Consider the following 21286-nt stretch of genomic DNA (forward strand, 5'->3'; position numbering starts at 1 on the left):
AAGCTGTTCTTCCGCCTTGTCCAGCAGGCCGCTGCCGTGGAGCCAACAACTTACAAGGCGATAGTCCGGTCGGCTCAGGCGGGCCGGAGCTGAAACCACAACCCATTGGGGTTACCTGAGCTAAATAGATACCCCTCTATCAGAAATATGTGATTTCCGAACGGGGCCAAGCGCCAATTCTGAAGTTGAAAAGTCAGCCCCTTACGGCCTTGATTTGCGCGGGGTTTTCGGAACAGTCGTCCTGCTCAGAGCCTCTGTGCGGCGCCGGGAGGGGACAGTAAGGCTCAGAGGCAGGCCAGCAGCTGAGAAACCGTCATTTCAAATGCTCTGGCGACTACTTCCAGATCTCGTATGCAAATCTCCTTCTTCCTGTGTTGCGGCAAAGACAGGCAGGCATTGAAGTAATTGAAAACGACGCACTGATTCGGTCACAATCGAAGAACCGGATAGTTGCCGACTGATCGATCAGGACGCCAATTTCACCGAAAATCTCAACCAACTGATTCTGTTCGAGTTTTAACCGGACAGCAGTGGCCCGCGATAAAGATCTCGCGGTTGTGGAGAGAGTCTCGGGCGAGTGGCAGCGATCGCGGGCCAATAGCCGATTTCTTGTATGGTCGAAATGGTGCCGGCTCATAGGCAGAACAAATTCTTACGACTAGAGGATGCGGACGAGGTCATCGGGGCTGTGCGCTGAGGACCGTGACGAACTGAAATACGAGGGCCGCCTGTTCCATGATTTCCGGCGCACTGCGGTTCGCAACATGGTTCGAGCCGGCGTACCGGAGCGTGTTGCTATGACGATCAGCGGTCACAAAACGCGTAGCATCTTCGACCGCTACAACATTGTGAGCGAGGCGGACCTGCGCGACGCCATGCAGTGCACGCAAGCCTATCTGACCACGATCAACGAAAAGCAGCCGCGCTTGATCGGGAGAGCGTAGGGGAAATTTGAGAACACGGACAGAACACGGACATTCAGCCCAAAAGCAAAAGGGGCCACTTTCGCAGCCCCTCCGTAATTACCGTGTTTTCAACGAGAACTTTGGTTGCGGGGGGTGGATTTGAACCACCGACCTTTGGGTTATGAGCCCAACGAGCTACCAGACTGCTCCACCCCGCACTGCGATGATAGCAATGAGAGTGGTAATGGTCAAATGCAGCCCTCAGTAGCCGCGCTTCTTGTCCACCACATTGAGCAGCGGTGCGCCGGTGAAGAAGCGGCGCAAGTTCTCGGAAATAAGTGCGTAATGACGCTCCCAAAGTTTGTCGGTGAGGGCCGCGCTGTGCGGCGTGATGACCACATTCTCGGTTTTCCACAGCGGGGAATCCGGCGGCAGCGGTTCTTGCTCGAAGACATCCAGCGCAGCGCCGGCAATTCGGCGCTGGCGCAAAGCGTCAAGCAGCGCGGCCTGATCGACCAGTGCGCCGCGGCTGACGTTGATCAGGTACGCGTCGATTTTCATTTGTCGCAGGCGCTCGTGATTGATCAGGGCGCGCGTGCGCGGTGTCAATGGAGCGGCGAGCACGATGTAATCCGACCCTTGAAGCATCTCGTCTAATCCACCTGGTCCAAAGACCTTTGTGACCGACGGATCCGTTACTTCATCGGCGTGCTCGCGGACGGCGATCACCTTCATGCCGAGCCCGGCGGCACGCTTTGCCGTTTCCAGGCCGATGCTGCCCACTCCGACCAGGCCAAGCGTCGCGCCGGCGATCTCGCGCGGGTGGGGCAACTCCCGCCAGATCTGGCCCTGCGCCCACAGGCTCCGCTGCTGATAGCGGAAGGCCGACGGAAGACGTTTCGCCAGGGCAAGCACCAGCGCGATGACATGCTCGGCGACAACCGGACCGTGAACATCGCGCGCGTTGGTCACCACAATGTCGCCGGTAACGACCTCGGGGAGCATCAGCGCGTGCACTGCGGCAGCGGGTGAATGAATCCAGCGCAGCTTCCGCGCGGCCCGCAGTTGCTCGGAGCGGAGCGACCAGGTAACGGCGATGTCGGTGTCGCGCAGGTCGTTTTCGATGTTGCCGTATTCCTTCCGCTGTACGACTTCGAGGCCGGGAAAGTCTTTGCGCAGGCGATCGGCGAACCAAGGTGGCGCTTGCCAGAGCTCGAACGGGTGGTAAACCACAATCAGGATTTTCATGTGATCACGGAGGCACGGAGACACGGAGAATAAAAGATCAGCCGCAAACCATGCAAAGGTCCCCAAAGGAAAACGCAGTCGAGGGCGACCGCGCTCCAACAATTCATATCCCTCCGCGCTCTCGGTGGCTAAGTCCCCGGTGGGATGCGCAGGTCTTTGCCCGTCATGTCCTGCGGTTGCGGGATGCCGAGCATGCCGAGGATGGTCGGCGAGATGTCCTGCAGGGCGCCGTCCCGGCGCAACGAGAAGCGCTTCCCTTCCTCGCTGACGATGATGAGTGGCACGGGATTGGTGGTGTGGGCGGTGTGGGGGCCGCCGGTGGCGGGGTCAATCATCTGCTCGGCGTTGCCGTGGTCGGCAGTGACGATGATGGCGCCGCCCTTCTGGCGCACGACGCGGCACAGCTCGCTCAGGCAGGCGTCCACGGTTTCCACCGCCTTGATGGTGGGTGGAATCTTCCCCGAGTGCCCCACCATGTCGGCGTTCGCGAAATTGACGATGATGACGTCGAACGCCCCTTTCTCCACCGCCTTGACGACGGTCTCGGCGATGCCGGGCGCACTCATCTCCGGCTTGAGGTCGTAGGTGGCAACCCTGGGCGAGGGCACCAGCGCGCGCTCCTCGCAGGGGAACGGCTGCTCGACGCCGCCGTTAAAGAAATAAGTGACGTGGGCGTACTTCTCGGATTCGGCGACGCGCAGGTTGCGCAGGTTCAGGTTCGCCATCACGTTCGCCAGGATGTTGTGCAGTTCTTCCGGCGGCACCACGAAGGGCAGTGTAAACGCCTGGTCGTATTGCGTCATGCACACGTAGTGCAGGTTCTTCGGCGCTTCGCTGCGCGGGATGGTGGCGTCGAGTGCGGCAGCGTCGGCGAGATCGCTCCCGCCGTTGGGCGCCAGTCTGCTCTCGCGGGCCAGGGCGCGCGTGATCTGGCGGGCGCGGTCGGCGCGGAAATTGAACATGATGCACGCGTCTTCGTCGCGCAGGGTGGCCAGCGCCTCGCCGCGATTGTCGGTGACTACGAAGGGCAGAACGAACTCGTCGGTGACACTGCGGTTGTACGACTCCTTCACGCCCTGCACCGGATCGATGTAGCGCCCACCTTCGCCGATTCCTTTCGCCATGGCGTTGAATGCCTTGGCCTCACGCTCCCAGCGCTTGTCGCGGTCCATGGCATAGTAGCGGCCCTCGACGGAAGCGATTTTCCCGACCCCGTACTCGCGCATTTTCTGCTGAAGCTGTTCGATATATCCGGCGCCGCTGGTGGGCAGCGTGTCGCGGCCATCCATGAAGCAGTGGACGAAAACGCGCTCCACGCCGTTCTGCTTGGCCATGCGAAGGAGCGCAAAAAGATGATTGATGTGCGAGTGCACCCCGCCGTCGGAGAGCAGCCCGAACAGGTGCAGCCGGCGCCCACCGAAGCGCGCCTGCTTCATGGCGCCAAGCAGGACGGGATGCGTGAATAGGTCTCCCTTCTCGATCATCAGGTCAATGCGGGTGATGTCCATGTACACCACCCGCCCGGCGCCGATGTTGAGGTGTCCGACCTCGCTGTTGCCCATCTGCCCGTCGGGCAGGCCGACAAAGCGCCCGCTGGTGTAGATGAGGGTATTGGGATAATCGGTCAGGAGCCTGTCGAAGGTCGGCTTGCGCGCCAGGGAAATGGCGTTGGCCTTGGACGGGGGAGCGTAGCCCCAGCCATCGAGGATGACGAGGATGAGAGGTTTGGGGCGATTCATGGTTAGCGAGGATTGTAATGGATGCGCGCCGTCCCTGGGGCGCTCGGAATGGCCGATCCAGGGCTCAACGCGGTCCATCTGCGAAAACTATCTTGCTTTACTTGTGGCGGAGTACGGGGTAGGATCGAACTTGAGTGAGCACTTCCTTTGCTCTTTCAGATCTTCTGAACTAAGTCAGCCCATCTGAAGCTTTTTCCTCTTAGTTGATCCGGGAGGTTGACGTGTACGATTTCAGGCCATCACCAAAACCGAAGCCGACAACATTTGCTAGTCCGAAAAGCACTCCTCCAAAAAAGACATCTATACCCGCCACGGTCCCATCGCCCAATCGGATCAGAGAGCGCGCTTATGAGCTGTTTGAAAGCCGCGGTCGTGAGCATGGCCAGGCCGAGCAGGACTGGCTCAGAGCCGAGCAGGAAATGCGCGCTCATCAGCGTTAGAGAAGCGATCCACCTCCACCCATGCTGCTCCATGAAGCGCGGGAGGGATTTATGAATTGCTTGGAGTGCACGACTCTCGACCGAACCCTCAAAGCGGCGCTCGCTGAGTACATCGAGGCCCGCTCGGCAGCGTTCTATCGGGTCAGCACCGAATTTGCCGCGATTAAACAGGTTGATATGGAGCGCGCCAAGGCCAGCGTGCAAGAGCACGAATTGGTGTGCCCCTTCGCCGCCCAAGGGGGGCCAACTACCCTTACTTAGGTCGAGAATCCCGGCGCCGGAAAGCGGCCGGATAAGCATTCCCGAGGACGACGCGCGCTAGCCTATGCCTAATCTGAGAAGGCAACTTCGAGAGGATCACGCGGAAGCTGGTATCTCGATCTGGAAAGAGGCTCTGTTTGGAGTCGAACTCCTTCTTTTGCACACCGCCCCGGTTTTTTACGGGCTGGGCGTACCGCGCGGCGACCGGTCGGCCGTGGTGCTCATTCCGTGCTTTCTCGGTACTGACCCGCAGATGGGTCACTTGCATCATTGGCTTAATCGCATCGGGTACCGGGCATACTTCTCGCGCATTGGGGTTAATGCGGGATGTCCGAATCTGCTGGTGCGCGAGCGATTGACTCCAACCATCGACAAGGCGCTCGCCGCAACCGGGCGGAAGGTCCATCTCATCGGGCATAGTTTTGGCGGCGTGATTGCCCGCTCCATTGCCGCCACCCGACCGGAAGACATCGCCTCCGTCATCACTCTTGCTGCCCCGTTCCGTGGCACCGTGGCTCATCGGAGCATCCTGTGTGCCGCCGAGTCAGTCCGGAGGGAAACCATCGACGAGCACGGCTGCCGGGTTTTATCCGCCTGCTACACGGCACGCTGCACCTGCGAATTTGTCAGTTCGCTGCGCCACAGATTGCCTGCTTCGGTGAAGGGAACCGCCATCTACACGCGTGCGGACGGAGTCGTGGACTGGCGATATTGCCGCACCGGAGTCGACGAGAACGACTTCGAAGTCCCCGGTACGCACCTCGGACTGGTTTACAACTCTTCCGTTTACACCATCATCGCGAATCGTCTCGTCGAGGCACGAGCCACCACGAGGGCCATCCGGGCGGCCCGCGCGTAACCGCCTGTTCATCCCAGAAATCAATCTTCTGATTTAGGCTCCCGCTTCGTCCGCCAACTCGCCGTGGTAGTTCAGCGCTTCCAGCCCCAGGAAGCGGGCGCCGTCGCCGAGTTCTTCTTCGATGCGCAGCAACTGGTTGTACTTGGAGACGCGGTCGGTGCGCGAAGCGGAGCCGGTCTTGATCTGGCCCGCGGCGGTGGCGACCGCCAGGTCGGCGATAAACGTGTCCTCGGTCTCCCCCGACCGGTGCGAGATGACATAGGTGTAGCCGTTGCGCCGCGCCAGATCTATGGCGTCGAGCGTTTCGCTCACCGTGCCAATCTGGTTCACCTTGATCAGAATGGAATTGGCGACGCCGAGGTCAATGCCGCGCTCCAGCCGCTCCGGATTGGTGACAAAAATGTCGTCGCCCACAAGTTGGATTCGATCGCCAATTTCTTTGGTCAACGCCGCCCATCCTTCCCAGTCGTCCTCGGCGAGTCCGTCTTCCAGGGAAACGATGGGGTAATCGCGCACCCACTTTGCCCAGTAGCGCACCATGTCGTCGGAGCTTTTTACCGACTGATCCGATTTCTTAAACACGTACTTGCCGTCCTGGTAAAACTCGCTGCTGGCGGGATCCAGCGCGATGGCGATGTCCTCCCCGGCGCGGTAGCCCGCCTGTGTAATCGCCTCCAACACCACCTCGATGGCCTCGACGTTTGATTTCAGCGAGGGCGCGAAGCCACCCTCGTCGCCCACGGAAGTGTTGTAGCCGCGCTTCTTGAGCACGCCCCGGAGCGCGTGGAAGGTCTCGACGCCCCAGCGCAGCGCTTCCCCAAACGTCTCCGCGCCGACTGGCATGACCATGAATTCCTGAAAGTCCACGTTGTTGTCGGCATGCGCGCCGCCGTTGAGGATGTTCATCATCGGGCACGGCAGCAGATTGGCGTTGAGCCCTCCGAGATAGCGATAGAGCGGCAGTTTGAAGGCTTCGGCGGCGGCGCGCGCGCAGGCCATGGAGACGGCAAGGATGGCGTTGGCGCCCAGGTGTCCCTTGTTCTCGGTGCCGTCGAGTTCGATCATCTTGTTGTCGATCGCCTGCTGCTCGGCGGCATCCATATTGGCGAGCGCGTCAGCGATATCTGTGTTCACGTTCTCCACTGCCTTGAGCACACTCGCACCCACATAGGCGCTGGCGTCGCCGTCACGCAGTTCGACTGCCTCGTGCTCGCCGGTGGAGGCGCCGCTGGGAACGATGCCGCGTCCGACGGCGCCGCCGGACAGCCACACCTCGGCTTCCACCGTGGGATTGCCGCGTGAGTCCAGCACCTGGCGACCGTGAATTTCAGCGATGTTGGTCATGGATGATTTCTCCGTCGGATAAGGGTGGGCCGCCACCGGGACGCGCTCGGGGTAGTAACCCGGAAGCGGACCTTCCCGTGAAAACGAGAGCTGCCGCCCTGTCAGATAACCCGTCCCTGTATAGATCTTCGCCATGCTTCTCCAAAACTCTCGATTATAACGAACGTCGATGGGTGACACGATCCTCCAAGGCTGCTGCGGAATGCCATCGCCCTTCGACCATCGACACAGTTACCTCCCCTGATTCCGGTATTTCTTAGGCTATTGTGCCGGTTTTGCCGGTGATCTAAAGTCGCAGCCGTGACGCACCACAGCTCCACCCTGAACGTGGGGAATCGCGCGCCGGAGTTTACCCTCGCGTCGGCGAACGGAATGGGCGAAGTGTCGCTCGGGAAACTGCTGCTGAGCGGGCCGGTGGTGGTCGAATTTCTTCGTGGCACCTGGTGACCGAACTGCGTGCAGCGCATGGCTCAGGTTGAGCCAAGCAAGGAAGAATTGACGGCGCTGGGAACCTCGCTGGTGTACGTCGCGGCCCAGAAGCGCGGTGGGATGTTCCATCCCGAAAAATATTTCGCTGAGCATCCGATCTCATTTCCATTCCTGCTCGACGAAGATCGGCGCGTCACCAAGGCGTACGGCGTTTACCACGCCATCGGGTTGGACGCGCTCCGTATCGCGCACCCGGCGACGTTCGTGGTGGAGCGCGGCGGAACACTTCGCATGATTTATGTCGGCATGGGCCAGAGCGACCGCATGCCGGTACAGGCAATTCTGGAAGTGCTTCGGGCCATCCCGAAGGAGGCGAAATGAACAAGGCATGGGTACTGCTTCTGTGCGTGGCAATGGCTGCGCTGGCGGCGGCGCAAACCGAAAAACCGAGCGCCGCCAGGACGCGGGACAAAACTCCAGCGGTCGCGGCGGAAAGACCCGACCTGGCCGCAATTTCTCCGGCGGCGAGCAGTGTGGAGCCCATGGCGGCTCTGCCTGCGGGAACAACGGTAACAATGAAGCTGGAGACGCCGATCTCAACCCGTACCAACAAAGCCGGTGATCGCTTCTCCGGCCGCGTAACCGAGGCGGTGACGCTGAACGGGCGGACGATCATTCCGGTCGGCGCGGCACTGGAGGGCAAGATCGCGCGCGCCGATGAGCGCCGCCGGATTCGCGGTACCCCGACCATTGACTTGCGACCGGAGACGGTCATCATGCCCAGCGGCGACCGCTACGCGCTGAACGCGGTCATCGTGGACACCGACGCGCGGCCTGAGGTGGAGGTCAATGACGAAGGCAAGCTCAAGGGCCGCGGCCACGACCGTCGTGACTGGGAACAGACCGGGATTGCCAGTGGTGCCGGGGCCATTACCGGCGGCGTGATTGCCGGCGGACACGGCGCGCTGATCGGCGCCGGCGTGGGCGCGACCGCGTCGGCGGTGCACTGGCTCTGGAAGCGGCGTTCCGCCGAACTGCCCGCGGGAACCGAGATCATCATGGAACTGAGCCGTCCGATGTCGCTGGGCGCAAGCGGCACCGGCCAATAGCAGCGATTACAATGAGTGCGGTCACGCGCCTGGCCGCTCTCATGCTGTTTCGACTCACCATCGTTGTTTGGTTCGTGCTGGCGCTCGCCGCCTGCCAGCGCGAGCCGTATTCCCGCTCCAACAGCGGGTTCTCTTCCCTCGACAAAAAAGTTTTTTACGATTTTCGCTCCCCTGATCCGGCCACGGACTCCAAGCTCGACGCCGTGACCACGCGGAAGATACTTTCCGCCGTCTTTCCCGCCTACCTGTCCGCCATGCGCGCGTGCAAGGCCGGCGCGGAGGCAAATCAGCCGGGACAGATTGTTCCCACGATTCGCGGCGCCGCCAAGGGCTCCTTCACCGCCGCCGGACTGCAACAGACCGTGTATCTGATTGACGTGGGAGAGTGCAGCCGAGACCCCGTTTTCTCGACCCGCCGCCTGGCGGTGTTCTCCGCGGGCACGTTGACCACCAATGTTGAAGCTCCCATGGGCGCGGGAATCCTGCGGTCGTACGACCTGAATGGCGATGGCAAGAATGAAGTGCTGTTGCAGGACGGCCATACCGGGCAGGGCGAATTGATCGAGATCGCGAAGCTGGTCGAATTCGACAAAGACAAGTTGGTAATCGTCGAAGATTTTGGGCAGATCTACGATGACACCTGCGACACCGATCTGCCTTCGAAATCGATCGGCGCCAGCGTGGTGTACCACCTGCCTCCACCCGCCGGCCAAAAGGCGCGCTTTACGGTGGAGCTGTACCGCGCCCCATGTCCGGCGAAAGGTGACCCGCCGCAGTGGAGCCGCGTGAGCGGGAAATACTGAGTTGCCTTGTGCGCCCGAAGCTGGCAGCCTGAGGTCTGCAGCCCCGCTTAGCTGAACGCGCTGTAATTCATCGCCCCGGCCGACATCTCGTCTTCCGATATCACGGCCAGGTCCATCGTGCCTTCCACCGGCAAGGCATCCACCGGCAGCCGGTCGCGCCACAGGCTGTAGCGCAGGCGCAGAGTCTGGCCAACCCGGGCGCCGAGCAGCGCCAACGGAATCTGGAACTCGAAATTCTTGTACATCGTCACGCGCACCGTATTGTTGTCGGGAACGCCGGAGCCGGCGATCTCGGTTTCCGAATCCGCCGCGCGCAACCGCCACGACGCGATCGCGCGGTTCTTGATTTTCAATTCCAGGCGAACCGATGCTGGAGCGTTGTCGGTAACCATCTGTCGCGCGCCGCCGGGCGCCGCGGCCGCCGCTGGCTGCTCCGGACCGGCGCGATCGCAGGTTGCGATAAGCTCGAAGTCTTCCTGCGGAATGCCGCCGATGAAATCCAACCGGCCGTACAGAAAATCTTCATCGATCCCGGCATAGATGGCGTCGAGCAGGAAGACTTTGCCGTGCATGGCGCCGGCTCGGCGGTCGGCAGTGTACATGGCAGCGCCGATCCAGTCGAAGTAGCGGGTGAAGTCGGCGCGCACGCGCGGATGGATGTACGCTGTCTGCGGCGCGAACGTGGGGCGCGCAACTCCACCGGCAATCGGCTGCGCCAGGTAAACCGGCGGCGCGGCGCCCAGCGTTTGGTAAACGTTCGACAGGTGCTTGCGATAGAGTTCGTCGAAGTCGCGGTCGTTGGCGGAGTGGTGCTCCGGGCCATACCACCAGTTCCAGTCGCTGCCCTCGGCAATCAGGATTTCCTCGAACGCGAGTTGGCGCTTTTCCGCCGGCGCCGCTGGCGCAGCCTGCGCATAGAACGTGCGCGCCGCCGCCAGGTAATCCCACGCCTTGTTGTCCTCCGGCGCTCCGATCCAGACGTCGAAATTGGCGCTAATCCAGGAACCCGGCACCAGCGAGCCAATCTTGGGCGCGTGGCGATGCCGCTCGATGGCCTCGCTGACGGTGACCGCCTCCAGCCACGGGTCGCGTTGCAGCGCGTCGTAGACGCGGCGCAGAAATTCGCGGCCTGAGCGCGGGTAGTATTCCCACGCGTTTTCGCCATCCAGAATGATCGGCACCAGCGCGTCCCTTCCCTGCCGCAGCACCGGCTCGGCCGCGCGCTTGATGCTGCCGATGAAGTGGTTGGCGGCGTCCTGCGCGTTCATCCCCGAGTACACGAAGCCGATCAGGTCCGACAGCGTGTGGTCGCGGAAGACAAGGTTCATGCGGGTCGCACCCTTCTCGTACAAGTACGGAGCGTAGAGGCGCTCCGCACCGCCAGGCCCGAGCTGACCAAACCCGTCGCGGGCGAAGTTGTAGCCCAGTGTGCGCCCGAGCACGCCTTCGTCGGTCGCCATCCAGCGAATGCCGGCCTGGGATGCGATCTCCAGCACCTGTTCCGACACGCTGCCCTCCGACGGCCACACTCCGCGCGGACGCTTGCCGAACACGCGCTGGTGCAGGTCGAGCCCGCGTACCAATTGTTCGCGCGCGTCCTCGGGATGACGGTAGGCACTCTGCGGAAGCGGCAGGCCCGGATGCGAGACCGCGCCCTGGCCGGTATCGCATACCAACGGCAGGATGGGATGGTAAAACGGCGAGGTCGACATCTCGATCAGGCCGCGCTTGGACGCCGCCGCGTGCGCCGGCAGCACGGCAGCCATGATCTCGCGCTGCTTGGCGGTGACGAGTTCCTGGTCCTGTCGCGAGTACTTCCGCTCTTTCTTGACCAGCGCCGCGACCTCCGGCTGCTCCAGAAAGAATTCGTCGAACCAGGCTAGCTGCGAAACCACCTGGAGATCGGTGAAGTCCTGCATCTGGAGAAGGCGCTGCGCGCGCAGCGAATCCTGACCGGCGCCGCGGAACATATCCCACAACTCGCGATATCGCGGATACCGCCCGATCATGTGCAAGGGATTGGCAAAGAAAAGGTAGTCGAGCGCAAAGCGCCGCTCCTCCGGCGAGAGCTCTTCCGCAGGCTTGGTGGCGACGTTGAGAAAAGGATCGTGCGCGCTGCCGGCGACGTAGTCCTCGATCTGCGTGATCAGCGAGGGCACCAGGTTGAAGGTCTGGTGGACATGGGGGAATTCGTCCAGCAGCTTGACCATGCCGTAGTAATCCTTGAGCCCGTGCATCCGCACCCATGGCAGGCGGTACTCTCCCGTCACTAGGTCCTTGTAGAAGGGCTGGTGCATGTGCCAGAGAATTGCGACGCGCAGAGTGGGCATGGTCAGTGACCAGCGGCCAGGGGCCAGAAGGCAAGGCCGGGCGGAGTAAGGTTCATTGTAATCTACCGTCGATCATGAGCAGTAAAGAGTAATGCACGCGAGGCGTTGGAGGCAAAACCCCGTGCTAGACTGAGCCTCGGGACTCGTCGCAAGAGCCGATTCCTGGCGACACCATGCGCATCCTGACCCGCTACATTCTGGGCGAGGTACTCTCGCACGCGCTGATCGCGGCGGCGGTGTTCACCTTCGTCATCTTTCTGCGGGACCTTGAGCGCATCCTCGAACTGGTGGTGCGCAACAGCGCGCCGCTGCCCAGCGTCGCCGAAATTTTCTTTTTCACTTTGCCGGGCGCGCTCACCGTCACCGTCCCCATGGCAGTGCTGGTCGGAATCCTGATCGGCCTGAGCCGGCTGGCCGCCGACAGCGAAGTCACCGCCATGCGCGCCAGCGGCATCGGCCCGGCAACGTTTGTCCGCATTCTTGCCATTTTCGTAATCATCGCCTGGGTGCTGGCGCTGGCCAACAACCTGTTTGTCGCGCCGCGCTCGGCGGCCGCGTTCGCACGCCTGCAAAACAAGCTGAAGAGCAGCCAGGTGTCATTTGAAATCCAGCCGCGCGTCTTCTACGAGGACTTCAAGAACCTTGTCCTCTACGTCCAGGACGCCAGCAGCGCTCAGCGCACGGCGCTGTGGAAAGAGGTGTTCGTCGCCGACATTACCAACCCGTCGGCGCCCAGGATCACCTTGGCGCAGTCGGGCGTGGCGGTCAGCGAGGGACAGGACAAGTTTCGCCTGCACCTGGAGAACGGCTCGCAGCACGAAACAGCGCCCCGCCAGCCGGAACAGTACGCCATCTCCACCTTCGCCGAAACCGACATGACCCTTTCGCTTCCCGTAGTGCAGCGGCAGGCCGGCGCGGTCGCTCCCGCGGCCGAGATGAGCACCAGCGAACTGCTGGAGCGCGTCCGCGACAACGGGCCGCAGAGCCGCGCCTACGCCATCGAGTTCCATCGCCGCCTGGCGCTGCCCACCGCCTGCATCGTGCTCGCGCTGGTGGGAATTCCGCTGGGGCTTTCCGCGAAAAAGGGCGGCAAGAGCGCCGGCTTCGTGCTCACCATCGGGCTGGTATTTCTGTATTACTTCCTCTCCCTGGCAGGACTGTCCATGGCGCGCCAGGGCAAGATGTCGGTCGCACTCGGCCTCTGGCTGGGCACCATCGTCTTCCTGGTCGGCGGGCTGTTTCTGTTGTGGCGCTCCGAGCGTATGCCGCTCAACATCGTTTCCCTGCGCGCCTGGTCGTCCGAGCTGCTTGGCAAAGTGAAGGTGACGGTTCCGGTGTCCGCGCACGGCGAGGGTGGAGCGTTCGAGCGCGCCGCCAGCCGCAAGCGCATGTTCAGCGCGCGCTTCCCGCTCATCATTGACGACTACATCCTGCGCGACTTCTTTCTCTATCTCGGGATGATCCTCGGCACCTTCCTGGTGCTGCTGCTGGTATTCACCTTTTTCGAGCTGCTGGGCGACATCGTGCGCAACCGCGTTCCGCTAATCATGGTCGGGCAGTACCTGATCAACGTTACGCCCTACTTCATCTACAACACTACCCACATCAGCGTGCTGCTGGCGGTGCTGGTCACCTTCGGACCGATGCAGAAGGCCAACGAGATCACTGCGATGAAGGCCACCGGCATTAGCATCTATCGCGCGATCCTGCCGGTGATGGTGATCGCCGCCATCCTCTCCACCGGGCTGTTTTTCTTCGACCAGTTCTACCTGCCCCACGCCAACAAGCGGCAGGACGCCCTGCGCAACCAGATCAAGGGCAAGCCGGCGCAGACCTTCCTGCGCCCCGACCGCAAATGGATCTTCGGCCAGCACTCCGACATTTATTACTACGAGTTCTTTGATGCCGACGGGAACCGCTTCGGCAGCATCTCGGTGTTTGAGTTCGAGCCCAAGACCTTTGAACTGACCAAGCGCATCTACGCCACCCGCGCGCACTGGTCGGATACGCTGCAGAAGTGGGTCTTCGAGCAGGGCTGGACGCGCTCCTTCCGCGGCTCCGCCATCCAGAGCTACCAGCCTTTTGACGTCGAAACGTTTGCCGAGCTCGGCGAACCGCCCTCGTACTTCAAGAAGGAAGTGAAACAGTCGTCGGAGATGAATTACGAGGAGCTGAACAACTACATCCACGACCTGCGGCAGAGCGGCTTCGATGTGGTCAAGCTGCGTGTCCAGTTGCAAAAGAAGTTCGCGTTCCCGATCACCACCTTTGTCATGGCGGTGTTGGCGGTGCCGTTTGCGCTCTCCGCCGGACGCCGCGGCGCGCTGGCCGGAGTGGCCATCGCGGTCGGAATCGCCGTGGTCTATTTCATTGTTTCCGGCTTGTTTGAGGCGATGGGCAACACCAATCAGCTTCCCGCGGCGCTGGCCGCGTGGTCGCCGGACCTGCTGTTCGCGCTGGCGGGCGGCTACATGATCCTGAAAGTTCCCACCTAGAACTAGCTGTTCGCCTGCTTCAGCAACGCCGCCAGCGCGCTCACGTCCTCCGGTGCTGCGTCGCTTACGACGAAGTACCTCAGCCCGCCGGCGCTCCAACTGGTCACATTAAAAGACAGCGAGCGCCACGGTTCCGCCGCTGTCGGCAGCAGTCGCGAGAAGTCCCCGCCCTCCTGCAGGATGAATACCGACAGCCGGTGCTTGCGGACGCCATAAATGAGATGCGCGCCCGGCCGGCTGTCCAGATAAACCATCCGCCCTCCGTCCAGCGTGAACGGCGAACCCGCGAGTTCCGGCAGGTTGAAGGTGAAGGGCAGCTTGCCCGCGAACCACGGCTTGACCGTGTGCCGGTCACTGGAGACCACGTCCACCGGCGAGGCGCTGGCCAGCGCGGTGATGTGGCGGTCCACCACGCCGGCGATCAACTGGTTGCGCGCTGCCGTGCGTGACGGCAGCATGATCGCCAGTCCTAGCCCAATGACGGCCACAGCGGCCAGCGCGAGCCCCAGCGCCCATTGCCATCCGCCGCGCGCCGGCTTGGCCGCGATCTGCTGCCGGATGCGTGCGCGCAATTCCGGAGGCGCGCTGTAACGCTTGCCCGCCGACGCCGTCACCCGCTTTTGCTGCACGATCTGCACCATCTCCGCCGTGCACGCCGGACAGCCCGACAGATGTTCGGCCATGGAGCGCGTCGTCTCCGGCGGGAGTTCCCCGTCGGCGTACGCATCGAGTTTTTCTTTCCATCCTTCGCAGTTCATGGCTTCCATCTATCGCCGCGACGCCGTTCCCTTCTTCTGTTCGTATCCGAACTCGATCAGCTTCTGCCGCGCCGCCTTGCGCGCCCGCGCCAGCCTCGACATCACCGTCCCGATCGGGATCGACAGCGTTTCTGAAATGTCGCGGTACGACATTTCCTCCACGTCGGCCAGCAACAGCACCTCGCGGAACGGCACCGGTAGGGCCTCGATCGCCTGCTGCAGCGCCTCGCCGAGGTCCTGCGTGATCACCAGCGTCTCCGGCGTGTGCGAGGTCGCCGGCGGCAAACGTTCCTCGTCGCCGGGCTCCAGCGGCATTGAGTTCGCATAGCTCAACCCGGCGCGCGAGGTCAGGAACGTGTTGCGCAGGATTTTGAACATCCAGGCGCGGAAATTCGTGCCCGGCCGGAACGAGCCGAAGCCCTTCAGCGCTTTGGCATAGGTTTCCTGCACCAGGTCCTCGGCGTCCTGACGGTCCTGCGCCAGCCAGTGCGCGAAGTTATAGAGCGAATCGAACAAGGGCAGGGCCAGCGCTTCGAACTCCGCATTTTTTCCGGCGTCCGGCAAGTTCCACCTATGCTAACGGTCGAGCTTGAATTTTATTCCCGATTTTTTTTCGCGCCGCGGGAATAAATCGGCGGTCGGACGGTTCTACATCCCGATATCCCACAACCGGGAGGAACCATGAAAGACCTCGAACGCCGTTCGTTCCTGAAAATTTCCGGCGCCGCCATCGGCATTGGCGTCCTCTACCAGGTGGCGCCGCTGGCCTCCGCCGAAGCCGCCGAGGCCTTCCGCTTGCTTGGACGCCACAGCGGCGAAGCGGTTACACCTTTTTCCTTCGTGCAACTCAGCGACGCGCACGTCGGCTTCAACGGCCCGCCCGACCCGCTGGGCACCAAGGCGTTCGAACGCGCGGTCGAGACGGTCAACGCCCTGCCGCAGCAGCCTGACCTGGTGCTCTTCACCGGCGATCTGACCCACGACAGCGAGGACAAAGACGTCCACTCCAAGCGCATGCAGACCTTCCGCGAGATCGCCGGCCGCCTGCATACGAAAAAACTGATGTGCGTGCCCGGCGAGCACGATGCCGGACTCGACGGCGGCGCCCTGTTCCGCGACGTCTTCGGCCCGACCCACTATTCCTTCGACCATCGCGGCGTGCATTTTATCGCCCTCGACAACGTCTCGCGCGCCAAGCCCGAGGTCGGTTCGGAGCAAATCGCCTGGCTGAAGAGCGACCTGGCGCGGTTCTCCAAGTCCACGCCCATCGTGCTCTTCACGCATCGGCCGCTCTTCGATCTCAAGCCGGAGTGGGAGTGGTTCACCAGCGACGGCGATGATGTCATGAACGTCCTGCAGGCCTACGACAACGTCACCGTGCTCTACGGCCACATTCACCGCGACGACGAACACGTCGAAGGTCACGTTCACAACTACGCCGCGCGCTCCCTCATCTTCGCTTTCCCCGAGCCCACCGCGCCGGTCAAAAAGCCGTACCCGTTCGACAAGGACCAGCCGTTTAAGCATCTCGGCATCCGTGTGGTCAGTGCCGCGCCCCAACGCCCCATCGCGGTGCAGGACGTCGAGCTCACGCTGCGCGAGTACTCGGGGCTGAACGGGATCCAGCAGATTTTGAAATCGCCCAAGCTATAGGAGAGGGTCATGCGTTCCAACTACCGCCGAATCGTGCTCGCCTCGCTGGTCGTGCTCGCCGTCGCGGCCTTGTCACCGCATCGCACGCGCGCGCAGCAGCCGCGGGTCATCAACATCACCGCCAAGCGTTTCGAATTCAACCCCAACCAGATCACGCTCAAGAAAGGCGAACCGGTCAAGCTGCTGCTGACCTCCGCCGACGTCACCCACGGCTTCTTTCTCAAGCCGCTGAAGATTGACGAGATTATTGAGCCCGGCAAGACCACCGAGGTCAACCTGACGCCGCAGACCGCGGGCACGTACCTGCTGATTTGCGATCACTTTTGCGGCGTGAACCACGCGTCGATGAACATGAAGGTCGTTGTGGAGTGACCGTGTGCCGCCGTCTCCCAGCACGTCGGTGCTCGACATCTGCCCGGGTTTGGCAGATGTGGGTGTTTCGGCCTCTGGTCTTCATCGTTGTCGCACTCGCGCTCACCGCCTGCAGCGTCAGCCCGCCGGGACGCGCCGAAACGGCGGTCATGACCACGCTCAAGCGCCGCGTCACCGTCGGCGGCGCCAAAGAAAAGAATCCGTTGCCACCGACTCCGGAGAACGTGGTGCGTGGCCGCCAGGTGTTTTCCTCCTATTGCGCTGCCTGCCACGGCCTCGACGGGCAGGCCACCGGCGTGCCCTTCGCCGCCGCCATGTCGCCACCCGTCCCGGATCTGAATTCCCCCCCGGTGCAGGCATACACTGACGGGCAGCTCAAGTGGGTAATCGCCCATGGGCTCAGCCCGTCGGGTATGCCCGCGGCGCACGGCATTTTGCGTGACGAGGAGATGTGGGCCATCGTCAGCTTCCTGCGTCACCTGCCCGTCAAGGGCAGCCTCGGCGAACCCGCCATGTACGGTGGCGAACTCCCACAACCTAAGAATCCCTGATTCGCGGGCCAACGAAGTATCGACTCGACCTCGATCTCGACAGTGGCCTTTCCTGAAACCTGCAGCGCGAAGCCGGAAGCCCTTCCTCGCACCCTGGGCTGCTAGAATCACATCTATATCTCGTCCATGATCAAGCGACTCCGACCTCTGTTCCCGTACGTGAGGAAGTACCGCCGCGGCTACCTCCTCGGCACGCTTTCGGTGTTGCTGGACAACGGCACCTGGATACTGTTCCCGCTGGTGATCGGGCGCGCATTCGATGACCTGCGAGCCGGCATCACGCGCCAGAAGCTGCTGCAATGGGCGCTGGTGTTGATCGCCGTCACCGTGGTCAAGGGTGTCTTCCGCTTTCTGACCCGTTGGATCGTCATCGGCATCTCGCGCGACATCGAATTCGACCTGCGCAACGACCTGTTCCGCCATCTGGAACAGCTTTCCTACTCTTATTACCAGCGCACCCGCACCGGCGACATCATGGCCAAGGCCACCAACGACCTGAACGCGGTGCGCATGTTGCTCGGCCCCGCGATCATGTACTCGGCCAACACCCTGGTGTTCACGGTCGGCGCGCTGGCATTCATGATCACCCTCAGCCCGCGCCTCACGCTCTATGCTTTCGCGCCGCTGCCCATCGTCAGCATCATCGTGCAGTATTTTGGGAGGCGTATTCACGAGCGCTTCGAGCGCATCCAGGCCATGTTTTCCGAGATCTCCGCCCACGCACAGGAAAACTTCTCCGGCGCGCGCATCCTTCGCGCCTTCGCCCAGGAAGACGCGGAGATCGCCAGCTTCGAAAAGGCGAACCAGGAATACATCCGCCGCAGTCTCAGGCTGGTGCGGCTGATGGGCATGCTGTGGCCGACCCTGGAATTTCTGCTCGGCTTCGCGGTTGTCCTGGTGCTCTGGCTGGGTGGGCGCGAAGTGCTGCTGGGCCGCATGACCGTCGGCAGCTTCGTCGCCTTCAACACCTACATGGTGCAACTCACCTGGCCGGTGATTGCGCTCGGATGGGTGATCAACATCTTCCAGCGCGGCACCGCTTCCATGGCGCGCATCGATGAAATCTTTCAGCAGCAGCCCGAAATCGCCGATGTCGCATTTGTCCATGGCGATGGAGCGCAATTTCCCGAGAGTGCGCTTCCGATCCACGGCGAACTCGAATTCCGCAACTTGAATTTCAGTTACAACGGCACGCCGGTGTTGAAGGGCATCAATCTCACCATTCCCGGCGGCAGCAGCCTGGCCATCGTCGGCCCGACCGGCTCCGGCAAATCCACTCTGGTCAGCCTGATTCCCCGCGTTTACGACGCCTCCGAAGGCTCGGTCCTGGTTGACGGCCGTCCTATCCGCGAGTATCCCCTGGCCTGGCTGCGCAAGAATATCGGCTTCGTGCCGCAGGAAACGTTTCTTTTCAGCGACGCAGTACGGGAAAACATAGCCTTCGGCGTGGAATCGGCTACCGACCTCGCCGTGCGTCAAGCCGCCGAGGGCGCCAATATGGCCCAGGAAATCGAGGGCTTTCCCGAGAAGTACAACACCATGGTCGGCGAGCGCGGCATCACCTTGTCGGGAGGACAAAAACAGCGCACCGCGATCGCCCGCGCTCTCATTCGCGATCCGCGCATCCTGGTGCTCGACGACGCGCTCTCCAGCGTCGATACCTACACGGAAGAGAAAATCCTTAACCACCTGCACGAAGTGATGCGCGGCCGCACCACTATTTTCATCTCCCACCGCGTCTCCACTGTGCGCAACGCCGACCGTATCGCCGTCCTGTTCGACGGCCGCATCGTCGAGTTGGGCACGCACGAAGAGCTGCTCTCGCTCAACGGCTACTACACCGACCTCTACAACAAGCAGTTGCTCGAAGAGGAGTTGGAAACGGTCTAAGCGCCCTTGGCTTCTGGCTGTCAGCTTTTAGCCAGATGAGACTCAAGCTAAAAGCTAAGAGCTAACGGCCAATGACATGAAGCGCCTGGTCACACCCGAGTTGTTGGACACCGACGCAGTTCCACCCGCCGAAGTGCAGCGGACGCTCTCCGATCTGCGGCGCATCAACCGCTGGTTCGGCGGCATCAGCACCACGCGCCAAATGCTGGCGAAGGCCCTCGCCCGCAGTCTTCATACCCCCGATTGCCCCGCCCTCGAAAGACCCGGGGAAGCCTGCCCTGAGCGTGGTCGAAGGGCCGCGACAGGGTGGGGGCTTTCTTCCGGCAGCCCAGAACTCACCCTGCTCGACGTCGGCGCCGGTTCCGGCGACGTCTCTCTCGCCGCTGCCCGCCAGCTCCGGTCACAAGTTCAGATCCAGGTCACTCTGCTCGACCGCATGCCCGACACCTGCCGCGCAACGGTGTCGGCACAGTTGCCGCCGATGCTCTGGCGCTCCCGTTTCGCGACGCTAGCTTTGACCTCGTCGCCTGTTCCCTGCTCATCCATCATCTCGAGCGTCCGGAAATTGTGCGCTTCGTCAATGAAGCGCTGCGCGTCGCGCGCGTGGCCGTCCTGCTGAACGACCTGCGCCGCCAACCTCTGCATCTCGCGCTCATCTACGCCGGATTCCCGCTGTTCAGCCGCGTGACGCGCCACGACGGCGTTGCCTCCGTGCGCCGCGCCTACACGCCGGAAGAAATCAGATCCATTCTGCGTGAATCCGGCGCAGCTTCCGTCGAAGTCGAAAATCACTACCTCTACCGCATGGGCGTTCTGGTGTGGAAGCGAGCCTCGCCATGAGCGCCTACGAGATCGCGATTATCGGCGGTGGCCCGGCAGGAACCTCGGCGGCCACCACCGCGGCGCGACTCGGCGCGCGCGTGCTCCTGTTGGAGCGCAGCCGCCTGCCGCGGCATAAAGTCTGCGGTGAATTCATTTCCGCCGAGTCGCTCGGATTGCTACGCGCGTTGCTCGACGGCACGCCCGGCTCCCTGCTGCTCGCCGATGCCCCGCGCATGCACACCGCGCGCATTTTCCTGGACGGCGCCGTCCTTCAGGCGCCACTGCCTGCGCCTGCCGCCAGCATCGAGCGCTATGCTCTCGATATCGCGCTGTGGCGTGCCGCCGAATGCGCCGGAGCAGACGCCCGCATGAAAGTCGCTGTGGAGAAGATCACGCGCTCTAACCAGCACTGGCGCCTACGCACCACTGGCGGTGATTTCGACGCGAGTTGTGTTGTAGACGCGACCGGCCGCTGGTCCAACCTGCGGCCCGCCATCATGCCCGTTCGCTATTTCGCGGGTGTCAAGGCGCATTTCGAAACCACCGTCGCCGAACCCGATACCGTGGATCTCTACTTCTGGCGCGGCGGCTACTGCGGCGTCAGCCGGGTTAATCGCAATGAGGTAAACGTCTGCGCCTTGATCGACTCCAGCGCACTACGCCGCGGCGGCAAGCAGCCGCTGCAGCACATCTTCGACTCTCATGCTGACCTTCGCCACCGCAGCCTGCCCTGGAGGCAAAGCACCGATGTCGTCATCACCTCGCCTCTCCTGTTTCGTGGCCTGATTCCGCAAAGTGACGGCGTGGTGCGCGCCGGCGACGCCGCCGGGTTCATTGATCCCTTCACTGGCGACGGCATTTCCCTCGCGCTGCGCACTGGAGCCCTGGCTGCCGAGTGCTTATGTTGCGTCTGGCAGGATGGATGTGCCGTCGAAGCGGCCGCGCGCGATTATGCAACCACTTACTCACGTCAGTTTGCCAAGCTGTTTCGGCGCACCGCGCTCCTGCGCCGAGCGCTGGCAATCCCTGGGCTATTACATGCGGCTCGCTGGGGAATTATTCGGCGGGAGATGTTGGATTTCTTGATCAAAGCGACCCGCGCAGCTTAGCTCTTCCTGAAGCCTTCATCCGACAGCGGTCTGAGACTTTGCTCTGGGTGGCGCAGACCTTCAGGTCTGCAGTCGAACCGTTGGCGTCATTCCGGCTTCAGCCGCTGAGGTACAGGAGCGGCAACTACACTCCTCTTCTGTCGTTAGGGGACGCTCTCTCCACATTGCT

20 protein-coding genes, 1 tRNA gene and 1 pseudogene are annotated in these 21286 nt (G+C 62.4%); 15 read left to right on the forward strand and 7 right to left on the reverse strand.

The window, feature by feature from the left end:
- Positions 1–725: 725 nt before the first annotated feature.
- Positions 726–944 (forward strand): annotated as a pseudogene (locus tag LAN64_15480) (tyrosine-type recombinase/integrase).
- Between the two features lie 102 nt (positions 945–1046).
- Here the strand turns inward: LAN64_15480 and LAN64_15485 are convergent.
- From LAN64_15485 to gpmI, 3 genes are all read right to left on the reverse strand, one after another.
- A tRNA-Met gene (locus LAN64_15485) sits at positions 1047–1123 on the reverse strand.
- 43 nt (positions 1124–1166) lie between these two features.
- Complete coding sequence (locus tag LAN64_15490; GenBank protein MBZ5569240.1) at positions 1167–2153, reverse strand: D-2-hydroxyacid dehydrogenase; 987 nt, start codon at positions 2151–2153, stop codon at positions 1167–1169.
- Between the two features lie 128 nt (positions 2154–2281).
- Positions 2282–3892 (reverse strand): 2,3-bisphosphoglycerate-independent phosphoglycerate mutase, encoded by a 1611-nt coding sequence (gpmI, locus tag LAN64_15495; GenBank protein ID MBZ5569241.1) that lies wholly within the window; start codon positions 3890–3892, stop codon positions 2282–2284.
- Between the two features lie 221 nt (positions 3893–4113).
- Between gpmI and LAN64_15500 the strand changes: the two genes are divergently transcribed.
- The 3 genes from LAN64_15500 (at position 4114) to LAN64_15510 (ending at position 5452) form a co-directional block, all read left to right on the forward strand.
- On the forward strand, positions 4114–4332 hold the full coding sequence (locus LAN64_15500; protein MBZ5569242.1) for a DUF2934 domain-containing protein: 219 nt from the start codon (positions 4114–4116) through the stop codon (positions 4330–4332).
- A gap of 51 nt (positions 4333–4383) precedes the next feature.
- The gene (locus LAN64_15505) at positions 4384–4593 is read left to right on the forward strand and encodes a hypothetical protein (protein MBZ5569243.1); all 210 of its coding nucleotides are present in this window, start codon (positions 4384–4386) and stop codon (positions 4591–4593) included.
- A 64-nt stretch (positions 4594–4657) separates the two neighbouring features.
- Positions 4658–5452 (forward strand): hypothetical protein, encoded by a 795-nt coding sequence (locus LAN64_15510; protein MBZ5569244.1) that lies wholly within the window; start codon positions 4658–4660, stop codon positions 5450–5452.
- 33 nt (positions 5453–5485) lie between these two features.
- Here the strand turns inward: LAN64_15510 and eno are convergent, their stop codons facing one another.
- On the reverse strand, positions 5486–6796 hold the full coding sequence (eno, locus tag LAN64_15515; GenBank protein MBZ5569245.1) for a phosphopyruvate hydratase: 1311 nt from the start codon (positions 6794–6796) through the stop codon (positions 5486–5488).
- Positions 6797–7096: 300 nt separating this feature from the next.
- Between eno and LAN64_15520 the strand changes: the two genes are divergently transcribed.
- Genes LAN64_15520 through LAN64_15535 form a run of 4 tightly spaced genes read left to right on the forward strand, consistent with a single transcriptional unit; the run spans position 7097 to position 9137 of the window.
- Positions 7097–7243, forward strand: coding sequence for a hypothetical protein (locus tag LAN64_15520; GenBank protein MBZ5569246.1), 147 nt, complete (start codon positions 7097–7099; stop codon positions 7241–7243).
- A gap of 18 nt (positions 7244–7261) precedes the next feature.
- Positions 7262–7606 carry a redoxin domain-containing protein gene (locus tag LAN64_15525; GenBank protein ID MBZ5569247.1) on the forward strand — a complete coding sequence of 115 codons (345 nt, stop codon included), beginning with the start codon at positions 7262–7264 and terminating at the stop codon, positions 7604–7606.
- Entirely contained in the window at positions 7603–8334 is a 732-nt protein-coding gene (locus LAN64_15530; GenBank protein MBZ5569248.1) for a hypothetical protein, read from the forward strand. Before LAN64_15525 ends, LAN64_15530 begins: the two co-directional genes overlap by 4 nt.
- A gap of 11 nt (positions 8335–8345) precedes the next feature.
- Positions 8346–9137, forward strand: a complete 792-nt coding sequence (locus LAN64_15535) for a hypothetical protein (GenBank protein MBZ5569249.1) — start codon at positions 8346–8348, stop codon at positions 9135–9137.
- Between the two features lie 47 nt (positions 9138–9184).
- Here the strand turns inward: LAN64_15535 and LAN64_15540 are convergent, their stop codons facing one another.
- Positions 9185–11467 (reverse strand): glycoside hydrolase, encoded by a 2283-nt coding sequence (locus LAN64_15540; GenBank protein ID MBZ5569250.1) that lies wholly within the window; start codon positions 11465–11467, stop codon positions 9185–9187.
- A 173-nt stretch (positions 11468–11640) separates the two neighbouring features.
- On the opposite strand from LAN64_15540, the gene lptF reads away from it, so the two are divergent.
- Positions 11641–13962 carry an LPS export ABC transporter permease LptF gene (lptF, locus tag LAN64_15545; GenBank protein ID MBZ5569251.1) on the forward strand — a complete coding sequence of 774 codons (2322 nt, stop codon included), beginning with the start codon at positions 11641–11643 and terminating at the stop codon, positions 13960–13962.
- Between the two features lie 2 nt (positions 13963–13964).
- On the opposite strand, the gene LAN64_15550 is transcribed toward lptF, so the two are convergent.
- Entirely contained in the window at positions 13965–14720 is a 756-nt protein-coding gene (locus LAN64_15550) for an anti-sigma factor (protein ID MBZ5569252.1), read from the reverse strand.
- 9 nt (positions 14721–14729) lie between these two features.
- The gene (locus LAN64_15555) at positions 14730–15284 is read right to left on the reverse strand and encodes a sigma-70 family RNA polymerase sigma factor (protein ID MBZ5569253.1); all 555 of its coding nucleotides are present in this window, start codon (positions 15282–15284) and stop codon (positions 14730–14732) included.
- A gap of 117 nt (positions 15285–15401) precedes the next feature.
- Between LAN64_15555 and LAN64_15560 the strand changes: the two genes are divergently transcribed.
- The 6 genes from LAN64_15560 to LAN64_15585 all read left to right on the forward strand — a co-directional run bounded on the left by LAN64_15560 (position 15402) and on the right by LAN64_15585 (position 21117).
- Positions 15402–16373 carry a metallophosphoesterase gene (locus LAN64_15560; GenBank protein MBZ5569254.1) on the forward strand — a complete coding sequence of 324 codons (972 nt, stop codon included), beginning with the start codon at positions 15402–15404 and terminating at the stop codon, positions 16371–16373.
- A gap of 9 nt (positions 16374–16382) precedes the next feature.
- Complete coding sequence (locus tag LAN64_15565; GenBank protein MBZ5569255.1) at positions 16383–16745, forward strand: cupredoxin domain-containing protein; 363 nt, start codon at positions 16383–16385, stop codon at positions 16743–16745.
- Positions 16746–16801: 56 nt separating this feature from the next.
- Entirely contained in the window at positions 16802–17296 is a 495-nt protein-coding gene (locus tag LAN64_15570; protein MBZ5569256.1) for a cytochrome c, read from the forward strand.
- A 126-nt stretch (positions 17297–17422) separates the two neighbouring features.
- Positions 17423–19186 (forward strand): ABC transporter ATP-binding protein/permease, encoded by a 1764-nt coding sequence (locus LAN64_15575; GenBank protein MBZ5569257.1) that lies wholly within the window; start codon positions 17423–17425, stop codon positions 19184–19186.
- 306 nt (positions 19187–19492) lie between these two features.
- A complete protein-coding gene (locus tag LAN64_15580) occupies positions 19493–20026 on the forward strand; it encodes a methyltransferase domain-containing protein (GenBank protein ID MBZ5569258.1) in 534 nt (177 codons plus the stop codon).
- Entirely contained in the window at positions 20005–21117 is a 1113-nt protein-coding gene (locus LAN64_15585) for an NAD(P)/FAD-dependent oxidoreductase (protein ID MBZ5569259.1), read from the forward strand. Before LAN64_15580 ends, LAN64_15585 begins: the two co-directional genes overlap by 22 nt.
- The last annotated feature ends 169 nt before the right edge of the window (positions 21118–21286 follow it).

The organism is Terriglobia bacterium (assembly GCA_020073185.1).
In the GTDB taxonomy this organism is placed as follows: Bacteria; Acidobacteriota; Terriglobia; order Terriglobales; family Acidobacteriaceae; genus JAIQGF01.